This is a genomic window from Tistrella mobilis (assembly GCF_039634785.1).
GTDB lineage: Bacteria > Pseudomonadota > Alphaproteobacteria > Tistrellales > Tistrellaceae > Tistrella > Tistrella mobilis.
This window is the reverse complement of sequence record NZ_JBBIAB010000012.1, coordinates 88,179-103,395: the sequence shown is the minus strand read 5'-3', so window position 1 is coordinate 103,395 and position 15,217 is coordinate 88,179. Positions and strand designations below refer to the sequence as shown.

The following is a 15,217-nucleotide window of genomic DNA, read 5'->3' as shown; positions in this document are numbered from 1 at the left end:
CCTCAGGCCTTGCGGCGCCGCGTGATGCGGCCGCCGATCAGCGGCCATGCCACGAAGGCGATCGCCGCCACCATCAGCACGCCCGAAATCGGCCGCTCGAAGAAGATCCAGGGCGAATTGCCCGACAGCGACAGGCTCTGATAGAGCGAGCGTTCGATGACCGGCTCCAGCACCACGCCCAGGATCAGCGGCGACAGCGGCACATGGAGCTTGTTCATCAGGTAGCCGAAGATGCCGAAGCCCAGCGCCACGACCACGCCGAAGGTGCTGTTCGCGACCGAATAGGCACCGGCGATGCAGAGCAGCGCCACCGCCGCCCCCAGCATGCCCTGCGGAATGCGGGCGACCAGCCCCGGAATGGCCCGGGCCATGACCAGGCCCAGCGGGAACATCAGGATGTTGGCGATGACGAAGGCCACGACGATCAGATAGGCGATGTCGGGGCTGTCGGTGAACAGCGACGGGCCGGGGCGCAGACCCTGGATCAGCAGCGCGCCCAGGAACAGCGCCGAGGTGGAGTTGCCGGGGATGCCGAGCGAGAGCAGCGGCACCATCGAGCTTGCGACCACCGAGTTGTTGGCGGCCTCCGGCGCCGCAACGCCTTCCGGCAGGCCGGTGCCGGCCTGGGCGCCGAAGCGGCGGGCGACACGCCCATAGGCCATATAGATCGCCATCAGCATGCCGGCGCCGGGCAGGATGCCGATCACATTGCCGATCGCCGAGGCCTGAACCCAGGTCGGCAGCAGGCGGCGGATCATCGAGGCCGGCAGCAGCAGGTCGCGGAAGCGGACACCGGCGGTCGCAACCTCGGCCGCCTTGGCCGAGGCCGGGTTGCGGCGGCGAACCCAGGCTTCCTCTGCCATGTCGAGCAGGCTGGCGATGCCGAACAGGCCGATCAGCATCGGCACCAGCGGCAGGCCGTCATACAGCCAGGGCTCGTCGAAGGTGAAGCGCGGATAGCCGCTCTGCGGGCTGAAGCCGATCGTGGCGATCAGCAGGCCGAGCACGCAGGCGATGGTGCTGCGCACCGCATTGCCGGTCGCCATGCCGATGACGGTCGACAGACCGAGCAGCGCCAGCGCGAAATATTCCGGCGGACCGAAGCGCAGCGCCTGTTCGGCAAGGAAAGGCGCACACAGCAGCAGGACCAGCGCGCTGGTGATGCCGCCGAAGACCGAGCTGTAGGTGGCGATGCCCAGCGCCAGACCGCCCTGCCCTTTGCGGGCCATGGCATTGCCGTCGATCGCCGTCACCACCGATGACGCGGTGCCGGGGATCTTGAGCAGGATGGCCGGAAAGGACCCGCCGAAACAGGCCGAGCAGTAGATGCCGACCAGCAGCGGAAAGGCGAGGTCGCCCGGCATGGCAAAGGTGATCGGCACCAGCACGGCCAGCGTGATGCTGTCGTTCAGCCCCGGCATGGCACCCACCACCAGGCCGATGATCACGCCGAAGACCAGGAAGCCGAAGACCGCGGGCTCTGCCAGATGCAGCAGGGCCGGAAGGATCTGATCGATCATGTGCAGGGGCCTCCCGGGTCAGCCGGTGATCGAGGGCAGCGGCACGCCAAGCAGCACGCCGAAGACCAGACGGATCGCCGCGGTGAAGACGATCGCGGTCACCACCAGACGGATCGACAGCGGGTCGCCCAGCAGCCGCGCGATCACGATGAACAGGATGAAGGCCGGAAGCTCGAAGCCCGCAGGCTCGACCGCCAGGATCACCAGCCCGATGCCGAGGGCGATGGCGGCCGGCAGGATCTGCTGGCGGAGCACGAAGTCCGAGGCCTTGCGGCCGGCCTGCGGCACGAAGAGCAGCAGCCCGCAGACCGCAAGGATGCCGGCGAAGAGTTCGGGCGCCAGCGCTGCGATCGAATCGTAGCCGGCGGTCTCGAAAAAGACGAAGGCCGCAAGTGCCAGCGAAGCGGCACCGAGGCAGATCTCGGGCAGCCTGCCGCCCGATGCTCGTGGCATGACGCCGTATCCCTGCTGAAATCGGGGCGCGCATGGGATCGCCGGGGGCGGCGATCGCCGGAAAGACGGAAGACGGTGGTGCGACCGGCGGGCCGCGGGGGACGGGGATCTCCGCGAAGGGAGGGGCCTCGGAGATCCCCTGGGGGGAGGTGGCGCCGCCGGTCACACCGTCCGGGCCGGAGATTATTCCGGCTTCTTCAGCGTGGGGAGGATTTCCTCCATCACCACGGCGACCTTGTCGACATAGGTCGAGAAGGCATCCGGGCCACGATAGGCGATCGGGTAGCCGCCCTTGTTCATGCCCTCGACGAAGCGGGGATCGGCGACCACCTTCTCAAGGGCGGCCGCCAGCTTGTCGACCACCTCGCGCGGGGTCTCGGCCGGCACGGCCAGGCCGCGGAAGGTCGCCATGTGATCCAGCGCCGGCAGGCCGACCTCGGCCAGCGTCGGCACGTCGGGCATGGCGGGCACGCGCTCTTCGGACATCACGCCCAGGATCTTGATCCGGCCGTCCTTGGCATTGCTCAGCGCCTCGCCCATCGAGACGAAGGCGGCATCCACATGACCGCCCATCACCTGCTGGAACTGCATGGCGGCGCTCTCGTTGTGGATGTAGTTGAACTGCGCGCCGGCTTCCTTCGCGAGCACCAGGGCTGCGATGTGATGCGAGGTGGAATGGCCCGGGGTCGCGATACTGACCGCACCCGACTTCGACGCCTTCACCAGATCGGCCACATTCGCGAAAGCCGAGTTCGACGGCGCGATCACCACCTCGGGATCCAGGCAGTACATCGCCAGCGTCTGGAACGACTTGTAGGTGTAGGGGGTCTTCTTGACGATCGGGTTATTGATCACCGACGAGGTATAGGCGAGCACGGTGTAGCCGTCGGGCTTGGCCCGGGACACATAGCTCTGGCCGACCACGGCGCCGCCGCCGGGCATGTTCTCGACGATGATCTTCTGGCCGCCCAGATAGTCCGAGCCGACCTCGGCGATCAGACGGCTGGTGAAGTCGACGGCGCCGCCGGGCGAGAACGGCACGATGATCCGCACGTTCTTCTCGGGGAACTCCGCCTTGGCGGCACCGCCGAGACCGAGGGCCAGCACGCCGCCCAGAACGGCGGTCGCCAGGAATTTCTTCATCTCTCTGCCTTCCCTGTGAGCGTCCCGGGGACGGCCTGATCTGCATCCCCGCTTCCCCGGGGGATGCGACGTCTGCCGGGGGTCGGGGAGATCCTATGCCGTTCGCAGCGTCAGAAAAAATTCAAAAAAACACGGAATCAATAAGCTTTTGTGATGATTTAACCGCCGAATACCCTCAGGTTGCGACATATCGGGAGAAGTTTCCCCTGAGGATACGGCCAGTATCGCGCCCGACGATGTGCCTTACCGTGCAATCGCATGCCGAATATCCATCGGCCCGAGGGCAGAATCCATACAATAAGGTTGTACTACTTTCATATGCAGCGACAGCATACATGCCCTGTCAGACAATCGTTTCATACAACCATTAGTAAATTTTCTAAGCTTTTCCCCAATCCCTTACTTGACGCTCCGGTACCGAAACCGCATCCTCGGTCGGGACGGCAGGGAGGGATGACGACACGCCTTGTCCGTCGACTGGGTAACCGGCTTGACTTGGGCGGGCCCCGTCTCGGACGGGTGCCCGCCATTTTTCGTCACCGATACCCCTCATCCGCCCTGAGGGCGTTCCTGAGACACATTGTGGGTCGCCGCCGCCGCGGCGCTCTCGCGGCCCTCGATGACGGCAATACTGGCCCGGCCGGTCGCCACCAGTCTGGGCGCGCCACCGTCCGTCAGCACATGAACGCGCGCTTCCACGGCGGTCAGCCGACGGCCCGGTTTCACCACCCGGGCATCCGCCACCAGCCGGCCGCCGGCCGCGGCGGCCAGCAGCGAGACGCCGAAATCCGCCGTCATTACCCCATGGCCCAGGGGCACCAGCGTGGCGGCGGCACAGGCACAGGCATTGTCGATCAGATAGCCGATCACCCCGCCATGGAACACGCCGTGGTTCTGCATCAGCTCGGGCCGTGCGGCGATCTCGATGCGGCAGCGGCCGCTGCCGAGGGCCGTGAGTTCCGCGCCCAGATGCGCGGTAAAGCCCTGTGCCGCCACGCCGGCGCGGACACGCTTTTCCTGGATCTCGGGCAGGGGGGCGTCTGGCAGGGCAGCCCAGGGGTCGAAGCCATCGGTGGTCATCGGGTGCAGCTCTCCTTGGTCGGGGGGGCGGCTTCGTCCGGCCGCTTCCGCATATGGCGATCACTCCAGCCCCCAGATTAACCCGAACGGGATCCGCCGTCCGGCGGCATGCGCGCTCCTGTGCGACAGAATGCCGCCGCGACAGTCTGTCGATTGCATGCGCGGTCACGCATCCGCGATAGTCCGCGCCATGGCGCGATGCAGCAAAACAGCCCGATCACGGGCGCACCGTCGGTTCGGTTCCAGCCCCATCACGACTGCGGTCGTGGTGGCTCTTTGTGCTGGACCGATGACGGACCTGCATGCGCAGGCAGGATCAGCCCCCCATCGGGGACCTGCCCTGCCGCCTTGCCACATCCCCAAGCTGCCGGCCATGCCGCGACCTCCGTCGTCGGGCATGACCAGAACGACGGCATCCAAGAAATACCGTGAGGTCATGAGATGGCTTCTTCCATCAGCGTCGGCGATTGCCGCCCGACAGCATCACCATGTCGTCAGGCACAAGAGATCCTGATGTCGACATCAGAAGAAACCGGCCATCTCTCGATGCAGGGGCATTCGGAATGACTGCGACGACAGCCGTGGCGGGCCATGCCCCCGCCATATCCACACCGGTGAGCAGCGACACCATCGCCGGCTATAACGAAGCGATCGTCCGCCGCTTCGCCATCGCCACCGTATTCTGGGCGGTCTTCGGCTTTGCCGCCGGCACCTGGGTGGCCCTGCTGCTGGCCTTCCCCGAGCTGAACATGGGGCTGGAGGGCAGCTTCGGCCGCCTGCGCCCGGTGCACACCACCGCGGTCGTGATCGCCTTTGCCGGCAATGCGCTGTTCACCACCTCGTTCTATGTTGTGCAGCGCACCTGCCGGACCGGCCTCTGGGGCGGCCCGCGGCTGGCGAATTTCGTGTTCTGGGGCTTCCAGGCATTCCTGGTCATGGCCATCGTGGGCTATGTGCTGGGCGTTACCCAGAGCCGCGAATATGCCGAGCCGGAATGGTATGCCGACATCTGGCTGACGATCGTCTGGCTGGCCTATATGGCGATCTTCGTCGGCACGCTGGCGCGCCGGAAGGAACCCCATATCTACGTCGCCAACTGGTTCTTCCTGGCCTACATCATCACCGTCGCGGTGCTGCATGTGGTGAACAACCTGGCGATGCCGGTGTCCTTCGTCGGCGCCAAGAGCTATTCGAACTTCTCGGGCGTGCAGGATGCGCTGATCCAGTGGTGGTACGGCCATAACATGGTCGGCTTCCTGCTCACCGCCGGCTTTATCGGCGTGATGTACTATTTCGTGCCCAAGCAGGCGGAGCGGCCGATCTATTCCTACCGGCTGTCGATCGTCCATTTCTGGGCGCTGATCTTCCTCTATATCTGGGCCGGGCCGCACCACCTGCACTACACCGCCCTGCCCGACTGGGCGCAGACGCTGGGTGCCGCCTTCTCCATCATGCTGTGGATGCCGTCCTGGGGCGGCATGATCAACGGCATCATGACGCTGTCGGGCGCCTGGGGCCGCCTGCGCACCGATCCGATCATGCGTTTCCTGGTCGTGGCCGTGGCCTTCTACGGCATGGCGACCTTCGAAGGCCCGCTGATGGCGCTGAAGCCGGTCAATGCGCTCAGCCATTATACCGACTGGACGGTCGGGCATGTCCATTCGGGCGCCCTCGGCTGGGTCGCCTTCATGACCTTCGGCGCGTTCTACTATCTGGTGCCGCGGCTCTGGCGCCGGCCGCTCTGGTCGATGCGGCTGGTGGAGTGGCATTTCTGGATCGCCTCTCTCGCCATCGTGCTCTACATCACCGCGATGTGGGTTTCGGGCATCGCCCAGGGCCTGATGTGGCGCGCCTATGACGAGTTCGGCTTCCTGCGTTACAGCTTCGCCGACAGCGTCGCCATGCTGCACCCCTATTACGTCACCCGCGCGCTGGGTGGGGTGCTCTATCTGACCGGCGGGCTGATGTTCGCCTTCAACATCTTCATGACCATCCGCCAGCCCGCCCCGGCCATCCTGCCGGGCGCGAGCGATGCCGCGCCTGCGCGTGGCGCCGCGCCGGCTGCGGGTTCCTGAGGCGGAGGATCGGACACATGCCCCGTTTCAATCACGCCCGCATCGAACGCAGCACCTCGCTGCTGTTCATCCTGACGCTGATGGTCATCTCGATCGGCGGCCTGGTCGAAATCGTGCCGCTGTTCAAGGTGGAAAGCACGGTGAAGCCGGTCGAAGGGGTGCGCCCCTACACGCCGCTGGAGCAGATGGGCCGCAACATCTACACCCGCGAGGGCTGCTACACCTGCCACAGCCAGATGATCCGGCCGTTCCGCGACGAGGTGGAGCGCTACGGCCATTATTCGATCGCGGCCGAGAGCATGTACGACCATCCCTTCCTCTGGGGGTCGAAGCGCACCGGCCCCGATCTCGCCCGGGTCGGTCTCAAATACTCCAATGAATGGCAGGTGGCGCATCTGGTCGATCCGCGCAGCGTCGTGCCGGTCTCGATCATGCCCTCTTACGCCGCCCTGCTGGACCGCGACCTGGACGTCTCGGAGGTCTCGGAACATCTGCGTGCGCTGCGGGCTGTGGGTGTCCCCTACAGCCAGGAGATGATCGCCCGCGCCGAGGCCGATCTCACCGCCCAGGCCAATGGCACCGATCCGGAAGAGATGCAGCGCCGCTATCCGGGCGCGAAGGTCGGCGACTATGACGGCCAGCCCGGCCGGATCACCGAAATGGATGCGCTGGTCGCCTATCTGCAGGTGCTGGGCACCATGGTCGATTTCACCGATGTCCGGCTGGAAAGCGGCATCGGTGCCGGCATCGCCGGCTCGAAGGTGGAGGGCGGACAGTGATCGATGCGCTGAGTGCCCTTGTCTACAAGTACTGGCTGGTCGCCGCCGTGGCGCTGTTCGCGCTGATCCTGCTGCGCACCTTCCGGCCTTCGTCGCGCGAGCAGATGAAGGCGCATGCCAACATCCCCTTCCTGATCAAGGACGAAGACGATGGCCGCGCCTGAACGTGATGACCTGACCGGCCGCTACACCACCGGCCATGAATGGGACGGCATCAAAGAGCTGTCGACCCCGATCCCCGGCTGGTGGGTCGGCGTCTTCCTGATCTCGATCGCCGTCGCCCTGCTCTACATGGTGCTCTACCCCTCCTTCGCATCGACCGAGCGGTATTACGAAGGCGCGCTGAAATACAGCAGCGCCGAAGAGCTGCGCAAGGAGGTGGTGGCCGCCCGTGCCGCCCAGGCCCCCATGCGCAACGCCCTGATCGAGACCCCGCTTGAGGAGATCGAGGCCGACGACGCGCTCCGTCGCTTTGCCACCACCGGCGGTCAGGCGGCGTTCAACGAGAATTGCGCCGCCTGCCATGGCGTGGGTGCCGGCGGCCAGATCGGCCAGTTCCCGGCGCTGGTGGACGATGACTGGATCTGGGGCGGCAAAATCGCCGACATCCGCCAGACCATCCTCTACGGCATCCGGTCGGCCCATCCCGATACCCGGCAGTCGCTGATGCCGGTCTTCGGCCAGATCCTGACGCCCGAGCAGATCAGCCAGACGGCCGCCTATGTGAAGGCCCTGTCGGATCCCGCGGCCGCCGACAGCCGCGGCACCATGCCGGGTGCGGCGCTGTTCGCGGCCAACTGCGCCTCGTGCCACGGGGCCGAGGGTCAGGGCGGCCGTGATTTCGGTGCGCCGCGGCTGAACGACGCCATCTGGCTCTATGGCAGCAGCCAGGAGGCGATCGAGCGGCAGATCGCCAATCCGCGCATGGGCGTGATGCCGGCCTTCGGCGACCGGCTGGACGAATCGACCGTGCGGATGATCGCGGTCTATGTCCACACGCTTGGGGGTGGCGAGAAATGACCGCCGGATCGGGCATCACACACGCCTCGGTGGCCGCCACCGACGCCGCTGCCGCAACGGACCGGCCGGGGCGTGCAGCCCCGGCCGCCCGCCGGCCGCGGCGCAAACCCCATCTGCCCCAGCCGGTGCACGGCCATTTCCGCCGGCTGAAGACCCGGCTGACCGTGGTCTTCCTCGGCATTCTGTTCCTGGTGCCGTGGATCCGCTGGGATCGCGGGCCCGGCCTGCCCGATCAGGCGGTGCTGTTCGACCTGCCCGGCCGGCGGCTGTTCGCTTTCGGCCTGGAACTCTGGCCGCAGGATCTGCCGATCGCGGTGGGGCTGATGGTGGCCGGTGCCTTCGGCCTGTTCTATGCCACCAGCCTGTCGGGCCGGGTCTGGTGCGGATTTTCCTGTCCGCAGACGGTCTGGACCGACATCTTCGGCGGCGTGCGCCGGCTGGCGCACCGGATCGCGAAGGGCAACGAGGCCGCGATCGGGCCGCTGACCGGCGCCATGAGCGCCGCCGTCGCCATCCTGACCGGCCTGGGCTTCGCCCAGTGGTTCGTCGACGCCCCGGGCCTGGCCGGCCGTTTCCTGGGGGGCGGCCTGCCCGGCGCCGTCTATGGCGCGGTCTTCCTGATCGCGCTGTTCACCTATGTGCTGGGCGCCCATGCGCGAGAGCGGGTCTGCCTGCACATGTGCCCCTGGCCGCGGTTTCAGGCCGCCCTGCTCGACCGCGACAGCCTGGTCGTGACCTATCGCCGGACCCGCGGCGAGCCGCGCGCCCGCAAGCGGGTGGCGCTGCGTCCCGAGCTGCTGGCGACGCCCGTGGCCGCGCCCGCGCCCGCGACTGCAAGCGACACGCCGCAGGCCTTCGCCTTTGCCGCCGACGGATCGGTCGGCCTGGCGCCGGGCGCGACCTCGGCCGCGACACCGGCCGGCCGCGGCGACTGCATCGATTGCGGCCGCTGTGTTCAGGTCTGCCCCACCGGCATCGACATCCGTGACGGCTTGCAGATGGGCTGCATCGGCTGCGGTCTGTGCATCGATGCCTGCGACGAGGTGATGACGAAGATCGACCGGCCGACCGGGCTGATCCGGTTCGATGCCGAAGAGGCCGACCCGGCACCGATGGCCCCGCCGGCCCGCATCGGCTTCTTCCGGCCCAAGGCGATGATCTTCGGCAGCGCGATGATCGTGGCGCTGGCGGCGGTCAGCTTCGGCGTGGCGAACATCACCGACGTCCAGGTCGATGTCGAGCCGCAGAACACCCCCCGCTATGTGCTGCTGTCGGATGGCAGCGTGCGTAACGACTACACCGTCCGCCTGTCGCACCGCCTGCCCCGGCTGGACGGGGTGACCGCCTCGGTCGAGGGCATGCCCGAGGCGACGCTCCGCTTCACCAGCGGCGACGGTGGCGATGCGGCCGAGATGGCGGTGGGTGGCCAGCGCAGCGCCGCGAACCGGCTGCTGGTGATCCAGCCGCCGCTGCGTGGCGAGGCCCTGCCCCCGGCCGGGCCGCACCCGATCGTGCTGGTCTTCCACGACACGTCGACCGGCGCAGAACTCGCCCGGGTCGATACCCGCTTCTGGGAGCCGGAGAGATGACATCCCCCCGGCACGGTTCACGACAGTACACCGTCCCCTCGGACCCGCCGCCCCGGCCGTCGGATCGCTGGATCCCGCGGGCGATCGTGGGCTTCTTCCTGGTGCTGGGCTCGGTCCAGGCCGGTTTCGTGACGCTGGCCTATGACAGCTTCACCGGCCTGGTCACCGAGGATCCCTATGCCACCGGCATCGAATACGACCGGGTGCTGAAAGAGCGCGAGAGCGAAGCGGCCCTTGGCTGGCAGGTGGACGCCGTCTTCGAGCCGGGCGATGCCCCCCGCACCGGCCGGCTGGTGGTGCGGGTGACCGATGCCGGCGGGCAGCCGCTCGATGCTGTGGTGGTCCAGGGCGAGGCCGAGCATACCGGCCGGATCCCGCAGCTCCTGCCCGTCAGCTTCACCGCCGCAGGCCCCGGCCGGCTGGTCGGCACGCTCGACTTCCCCAATGGCGGCAACTGGTTCATCCGCCTGAAGGTCACGCAGGGGGATGAGGGGGTGCGACGTCTCGTCGAATTGCCGGTGATCCGCTGACCGGCTATCTCTCCCCTGCCCGCGTCTGCTCTCCCCTTGCCCGCGTCTGCTCTCTCCCCTTGATCGTCGAACCGATCGACGTCCGACATCTTCCGGAGTTTCTGCCATGTCCATGACGACCTCTCCTGCCGGCGGCATCTCGGGTGGCCGGCCGGCCGTGTGGCCCCTGATCGTCGCCATCATCGCCGCCGCGGCGATCGGCGGCATGGTCGCCGGGGCCGAAGTGGCCGTCGTTGCCGGGCTGGGCGCGCTGATCGTGTCGCTGCTGCCGCGGATCATCATGATCGCCGGCCGTGGCGGCGTCGGCGCCTTCGCGATTGCCGGCCGGGCCATGTATACCGCCGGCCGGATCGGCGGCATCGCCATCGCCCTGCCCGGCCTGTTCGTCACCAGCCTGGTCTGGCTGATCATCGGCCTGCCGGCGGCGCTCGCCCGCACGGCCCATGCCCGGGCCGCCAGCACCGGCATCCAGCCCGCCCCCCTGCCGACCCTGCCCGATCTGGCCGCCGCGGGCCGGCTGGGCCAGCGTGCGAAAAGCCGCGGGATCAGCTTCCTGAAGGGCATGGTGTCCGAGCGCGGCCTGCCGCTGCTGCTCGCCAATCTTCTGCTGGCGCTGGTGATCGGCTGCGTGCTGCTGGGCATGGGTGTGGCGCTCTACGCCGCCCTGATCGCGGTGCCGGTGATGATCGCCACCATGATGCTGGTCGCGGTCGACGGCAGCGACGAGCCCGAGGTGCCCTCGGCCGGCAACACCCCGCACTGATCCCGGCTGCCCACGCGGAGAACCGGGCCATGGCGGTATCCGAACTAACCTTTGCCGGCGGGGCCCTGATGGGCTTCGCCGGCAGTCTGCATTGTGCCGGCATGTGCGGCAGCATCGCGGCCGGGCTGATGTTCTCCTTCGATGGTGAGGGCGGCACACATGGCCGGATCAAGGCGCTGGCCGCCGCCCATGCCGGTCGGGTGCTGGCCTATGCCACCGCCGGCCTGGTGGTGGGGGCGATCGGCACCTCGGTCTATGCCGGGCTCGACCGTGCCGGCGGCTATGAAATCGCCCGGCTGATCGGCGCCGCCACCCTGGTCTGGGTCGGGCTGTCGGTGGCCGGGCTGGTACCCTCCCTCGCCCGGCTCGATCGCCTGGCCATGCCGCTCACCGCCGGCATCGCCCGGGTGCTGCGCCCGGCCGGCATCGGCGGCGGCATCGCGGCCGGCCCCGGCGGGGCCTTCGTCTCAGGCGTCGCCTGGGGCTGCGTGCCCTGCGGCATGGTCTATGGTGCGCTGTTCTACGCCATGATGACCGGCAGCCCCGAAGGCGGACTTTCGGTGATGGCGGGGTTCGGCCTCGGCACCGTGCCGGCCGTCGCCGCCACCGCCCTTGGTTTTGCCGGGCTGCGCCGCTCCGCCGCCCTGCCCGGCCTGCGCAAGGCCGCGGGCCTCGCCATCGCCGCGCTGGGCCTGCTCTCGGCCGTCATCCCCTCGGTCGGCGCCGCGGTGCTCTGCCTGCCGTAGCCGCCGCCAGCTCCGTCACCCGCAAAGCAAAACACCCCGCCGGTCGCCCGGCGGGGTGTTTTGTATCTGGTGCCTGAGAACCCGAAAGCTCTCCGGACCCGGCAGGATCAGCGCGAGTAGTACTCGATGATCTGCTTCGGATCCATCTGGACCGGATAGGGAACTTCGGCCAGCTGCGGCATGCGATTATAGGTCGCGGTCAGCTTGTCGAAGTCGACGTCGATGTACTCCGGCACTTCGCGCTCGCGGCGCTGGGTGGCCTCGAGCACGAAGGTGAGCTGACGCGACTTCTCGCGGACGCTCACGACGTCACCCGGCTTCAGGCGGTAAGAGGGGATGGTCACGCGACGGCCGTTGACCGCGACATGGCCATGATTGATGAACTGACGCGCGGCGAAGACCGTCGCAACGAAGTTCGAACGATAGACGACGGCGTCGAGACGGCTTTCGAGCAGACCGATCAGGTTCTCGGTCGACTCACCCTTACGACGGGTGGCCTCTTCGACGACGCGACGGAACTGCTTCTCGGTCAGGTTGCCGTAGTAACCCTTCAGCTGCTGCTTGGCAGCGAGCTGCAGACCGTAGTCGGAAGGCTTGCGGCGACGCTGGCCGTGCTGGCCGGGGCCATACGAGCGTGCATTCACCGGGCTCTTGGCCGTGCCCCAGAGATTCACGCCGAGCCGCCGGCTGATCTTGTGCTTGGCCTGGATACGCTTGGTCATTTGAGAGCGAACCGTTCGGTAACGGGGTAGACCGCAGTAGAGGATCGGGACTGAATACAGGCGCTTCCCGCGGTTGTCAAAGGGAATCACCCGGATTTCCGCGGGGTTCGGCCCCCGCACGCACCGCCACCGGCCAGGCCCCGGGGCCGACCGGCGCCGGCACCGGCCGGATGCCGAAGGCGGCCTCGATCGCCCCGTTCTGCAGCACGACATCGGGCGTGTCCAGCGCCAGCAGCCGGCCCTTCGCCAGCACCGCTACCCGGTCGGCATGGGCAAGCGCCAGCCCCAGATCATGCAGCACCACGACCACGGTCACGGCGCCGCGCAGCCCTTCGAACAGCCGCATCAGCGACAGAGCATGACCGATATCGAGCGCCGCCGCCGGCTCATCCGCAAGCAGGGCACCGGCCGGCGCGGCCAGCGCCCAGGCGACCGCCGCCCGTGCCCGTTCGCCGCCCGACAGATCTTCCAGCCGCCGGTCCAGCAACGCCCCCAGATCCAGGGCGGGATCGGGTGCCGCCGGCCGGCCCGCCTGCCACGACCCTGCCCCGCGGGCCGCACCCAGCCGGACCAGATCGCGCACCGTCAGGTTCCAGTGGCTGCGAAACCCCTGGGGCAGATGGGCGATCCGGGTCGCCACCGCCCGCCGGCCGAGCCCCGCCACCGGCCGGCCGTCGATCAGCGCCCGGCCGATCTGGGGGCGGAGCGTGCCGGTCAGCATGCGCAGCGCCGTGGTCTTGCCCGATCCGTTCGGGCCGATCAGGGCCAGCAATTCCCCTGGCCGGACATCGAGCGAGAGATCATCCAGCACCACCCGCCCGCCCAGGCTGAGGGTGACATGGTCCAGGGCAAGGGCCGCCGCGCTCATCGCACCCCTCCCCGCGCCCGGCCGAGCAGCAGCAGGAAGACCGGCGCGCCGGCCAGCGCCGTCAGCAGGCCGAGCGGCAGATCGGCCGGCGGCAACAGGGATCGGGCGAGGCCGTCGAAGATTGCAACCAGCGCGCCCCCGGCGAGGGCGGAGGCCGGCAGCAGCAGATGATGTGCCGGGCCGACCAGGCGCCGGGCCAGATGCGGCACCATCAGCCCGACAAAGCCGACGAGGCCGCCCCAGCCGACCGCGATCGCGGTGATCGCGGCCCCGGCGAGCACGGCGAGTTCGGTGAAGCGGCGGACATTCAGCCCCATGGCGCCGGCCGCCTCGTCGCCCAGCCCCAGCCGGTCGAGACCGGGGGCGAGCACGAGCGCGAGTGCGAGTGCCGCAAGCGTCGCCAGCCAGAGCAGGCCGAGCCCGGCCATGTCGGGCGTGTGGATGCCGCCCATGGTCCAGCTCATCACCACCTGCAGATTGACCGTGTCGTCGGAAAGCGCCAGCAGCATCAGCCCGCGCAGGGCGCCGAGTGCGGCCGCCACCGCCACCCCGGCCAGCAGCACGCCGGTGACGTCGGCGATGCCGGCGGCGCGCGCGGCGGCGATCACCACCCAGGTGGCGCCCCAGGCACCGGCGATGGCCAGCACCGGCAGCGCCAGACCCGGCGCCACCGGCAGCGGCACCAGCAGCGCGATCGCGGCACCGACGGCCGCCCCGGGGGCGGTGCCCAGCAGCCAGGGCTCCGCCAGCGGATTGCGGAACACGCCCTGGAAGATCGCCCCCGCCAGCCCCAGACAGGCGCCGACCGCCACCGCCGCCAGCACCCGCGGTAGCCGCCAGGCCAGCAGCAGCCGGGTGAAGGGGCTGTCCTCGCCACGCAGCAGCGCCGCCAGATCGGCGATCCGCGCCGGCTCGGTCCCCAGCCAGAGCCCCGCCAGGATCGCGGCCAGCAGCAGGGCGATCAGGGCACCGAAGGCCCTCTGCGTCGTCATCGATCGCCCTCCGCCGCCATGATGCAGCTGCCGCCGGCGGTGAAGGCCTCGGGATGGAGCAGCCGGGCCAGCATTTCCGCCCCCTCCACCACCCGCGGCCCCGGGATCAGCAGCAGCGCGCGGTTGACCGCATCGACCCGGCCGGCGCGGACCGCACGGATCCCCTCCCAGCCCGGGCGCTGCATCAGGGCGGGCACCCGCGCCGGTGGGCCGGCGATCAGGATCCGGTCGGGATCGGCCCGCCAGACCGCCTCTCCCGACACCCGCCCCAGCCGGTCGCGGCCGGCGAAGACGCTGACACCACCCGCCGCGCGCAGGATGTCGCCGGTATAGGTGGCATCGCGGATGGTGAAGGCGGCGCCGCGCTCGTCACTGCCGGTTTCCAGATAGACCGGCACGGGCGGCCGCCCCTCCAGGCAGGCGCCGAGATGCGCGATCCGGGCGCCCATGCGTTCGGCGACCGCATCCGCGGCCGCCTCGCGCCCGGTGGCGCGCCCCAGGCGGCGGATATTGGCCTGAATATCCGCCAGCCGGTCATGGGTCAGCACCAGGGCCGGGATGCCGATCCGGCCCAGCGGATCGACCAGCCCCGCCGCCGCCTGGCGCGCCGGGGTCATCACCACCAGATCGGCATCGAGCCGCGCGATCGCCTCTACCGAAAAGCCCAGCCGGCCGCCGACCCGGGCGGTGCGGGCGACCAGATCCGGCGGCCAGCGCGTCCAGGCCTCGATCGCCACGATGTCGGGCCCGGCGCCGATCGCGGCCAGCATTTCGACATTGCTGGAAAAGATCGCGACGATCCGGCGCGGCGGCGCCGGGATCGTCACCCTGCGCCCCAGCGCATCGGTCACCTGCCGCGGCCAGCCTTCCGCCGCCGCGACGGGGCCGGTGGCGATGCAGGTGAACAGGATCAGCAGAAGACCGATGGCCCGCATCG

The 15,217-nt window shown here is 69.0% G+C and carries 16 protein-coding genes; 8 read left to right on the top strand and 8 right to left on the bottom strand.

Annotated elements, in window-relative coordinates:
- Positions 1 to 2 precede the first annotated feature (2 nt).
- From WI697_RS17715 to WI697_RS17700, 4 genes are all read right to left on the bottom strand, one after another.
- On the bottom strand, positions 3 to 1,520 hold the full coding sequence (locus WI697_RS17715) for a tripartite tricarboxylate transporter permease (RefSeq protein WP_062769763.1): 1,518 nt from the start codon (positions 1,518 to 1,520) through the stop codon (positions 3 to 5).
- 18 nt (positions 1,521 to 1,538) lie between these two features.
- Positions 1,539 to 1,973 (bottom strand): tripartite tricarboxylate transporter TctB family protein, encoded by a 435-nt coding sequence (locus WI697_RS17710; RefSeq protein ID WP_345959369.1) that lies wholly within the window; start codon positions 1,971 to 1,973, stop codon positions 1,539 to 1,541.
- Between the two features lie 183 nt (positions 1,974 to 2,156).
- A complete protein-coding gene (locus tag WI697_RS17705) occupies positions 2,157 to 3,116 on the bottom strand; it encodes a tripartite tricarboxylate transporter substrate binding protein (RefSeq protein ID WP_062769769.1) in 960 nt (319 codons plus the stop codon).
- A gap of 549 nt (positions 3,117 to 3,665) precedes the next feature.
- Entirely contained in the window at positions 3,666 to 4,196 is a 531-nt protein-coding gene (locus WI697_RS17700) for a PaaI family thioesterase (protein ID WP_345959368.1), read from the bottom strand.
- A 563-nt stretch (positions 4,197 to 4,759) separates the two neighbouring features.
- On the opposite strand from WI697_RS17700, the gene ccoN reads away from it, so the two are divergent.
- The 8 genes from ccoN (at position 4,760) to WI697_RS17660 (ending at position 11,698) form a co-directional block, all read left to right on the top strand.
- Positions 4,760 to 6,271 (top strand): cytochrome-c oxidase, cbb3-type subunit I, encoded by a 1,512-nt coding sequence (gene ccoN / locus WI697_RS17695; protein WP_345959367.1) that lies wholly within the window; start codon positions 4,760 to 4,762, stop codon positions 6,269 to 6,271.
- Positions 6,272 to 6,279: 8 nt separating this feature from the next.
- Positions 6,280 to 7,050: a cytochrome-c oxidase, cbb3-type subunit II gene (gene ccoO, locus WI697_RS17690; RefSeq protein WP_322111405.1), complete on the top strand. Its 771-nt coding sequence runs from the start codon at positions 6,280 to 6,282 to the stop codon at positions 7,048 to 7,050.
- Positions 7,047 to 7,214: a cbb3-type cytochrome c oxidase subunit 3 gene (locus tag WI697_RS17685; protein ID WP_296717434.1), complete on the top strand. Its 168-nt coding sequence runs from the start codon at positions 7,047 to 7,049 to the stop codon at positions 7,212 to 7,214. Before ccoO ends, WI697_RS17685 begins: the two co-directional genes overlap by 4 nt.
- Positions 7,201 to 8,070: a cytochrome-c oxidase, cbb3-type subunit III gene (gene ccoP / locus WI697_RS17680; protein WP_345959366.1), complete on the top strand. Its 870-nt coding sequence runs from the start codon at positions 7,201 to 7,203 to the stop codon at positions 8,068 to 8,070. The genes WI697_RS17685 and ccoP overlap by 14 nt, the downstream gene beginning before the upstream one ends.
- Positions 8,067 to 9,659 (top strand): 4Fe-4S dicluster domain-containing protein, encoded by a 1,593-nt coding sequence (locus WI697_RS17675; RefSeq protein WP_345959365.1) that lies wholly within the window; start codon positions 8,067 to 8,069, stop codon positions 9,657 to 9,659. Before ccoP ends, WI697_RS17675 begins: the two co-directional genes overlap by 4 nt.
- On the top strand, positions 9,656 to 10,189 hold the full coding sequence (locus WI697_RS17670; RefSeq protein ID WP_345959364.1) for a FixH family protein: 534 nt from the start codon (positions 9,656 to 9,658) through the stop codon (positions 10,187 to 10,189). Before WI697_RS17675 ends, WI697_RS17670 begins: the two co-directional genes overlap by 4 nt.
- A 106-nt stretch (positions 10,190 to 10,295) precedes the next feature.
- On the top strand, positions 10,296 to 10,952 hold the full coding sequence (locus WI697_RS17665) for a hypothetical protein (RefSeq protein WP_345959363.1): 657 nt from the start codon (positions 10,296 to 10,298) through the stop codon (positions 10,950 to 10,952).
- A 29-nt stretch (positions 10,953 to 10,981) separates the two neighbouring features.
- Positions 10,982 to 11,698 (top strand): sulfite exporter TauE/SafE family protein, encoded by a 717-nt coding sequence (locus WI697_RS17660; protein ID WP_345959362.1) that lies wholly within the window; start codon positions 10,982 to 10,984, stop codon positions 11,696 to 11,698.
- 107 nt (positions 11,699 to 11,805) lie between these two features.
- Here WI697_RS17660 and rpsD read toward each other — a convergent pair whose 3' ends face one another.
- From rpsD to WI697_RS17640, 4 genes are all read right to left on the bottom strand, one after another.
- Complete coding sequence (gene rpsD / locus WI697_RS17655) at positions 11,806 to 12,420, bottom strand: 30S ribosomal protein S4 (RefSeq protein WP_062769792.1); 615 nt, start codon at positions 12,418 to 12,420, stop codon at positions 11,806 to 11,808.
- 76 nt (positions 12,421 to 12,496) lie between these two features.
- On the bottom strand, positions 12,497 to 13,288 hold the full coding sequence (locus WI697_RS17650) for an ABC transporter ATP-binding protein (RefSeq protein ID WP_345959361.1): 792 nt from the start codon (positions 13,286 to 13,288) through the stop codon (positions 12,497 to 12,499).
- Positions 13,285 to 14,280, bottom strand: a complete 996-nt coding sequence (locus tag WI697_RS17645) for a FecCD family ABC transporter permease (protein WP_345959360.1) — start codon at positions 14,278 to 14,280, stop codon at positions 13,285 to 13,287. The genes WI697_RS17650 and WI697_RS17645 overlap by 4 nt, the downstream gene beginning before the upstream one ends.
- A complete protein-coding gene (locus tag WI697_RS17640; protein WP_345959359.1) occupies positions 14,277 to 15,215 on the bottom strand; it encodes an ABC transporter substrate-binding protein in 939 nt (312 codons plus the stop codon). Before WI697_RS17640 ends, WI697_RS17645 begins: the two co-directional genes overlap by 4 nt.
- Positions 15,216 to 15,217: the final 2 nt, after the last annotated feature.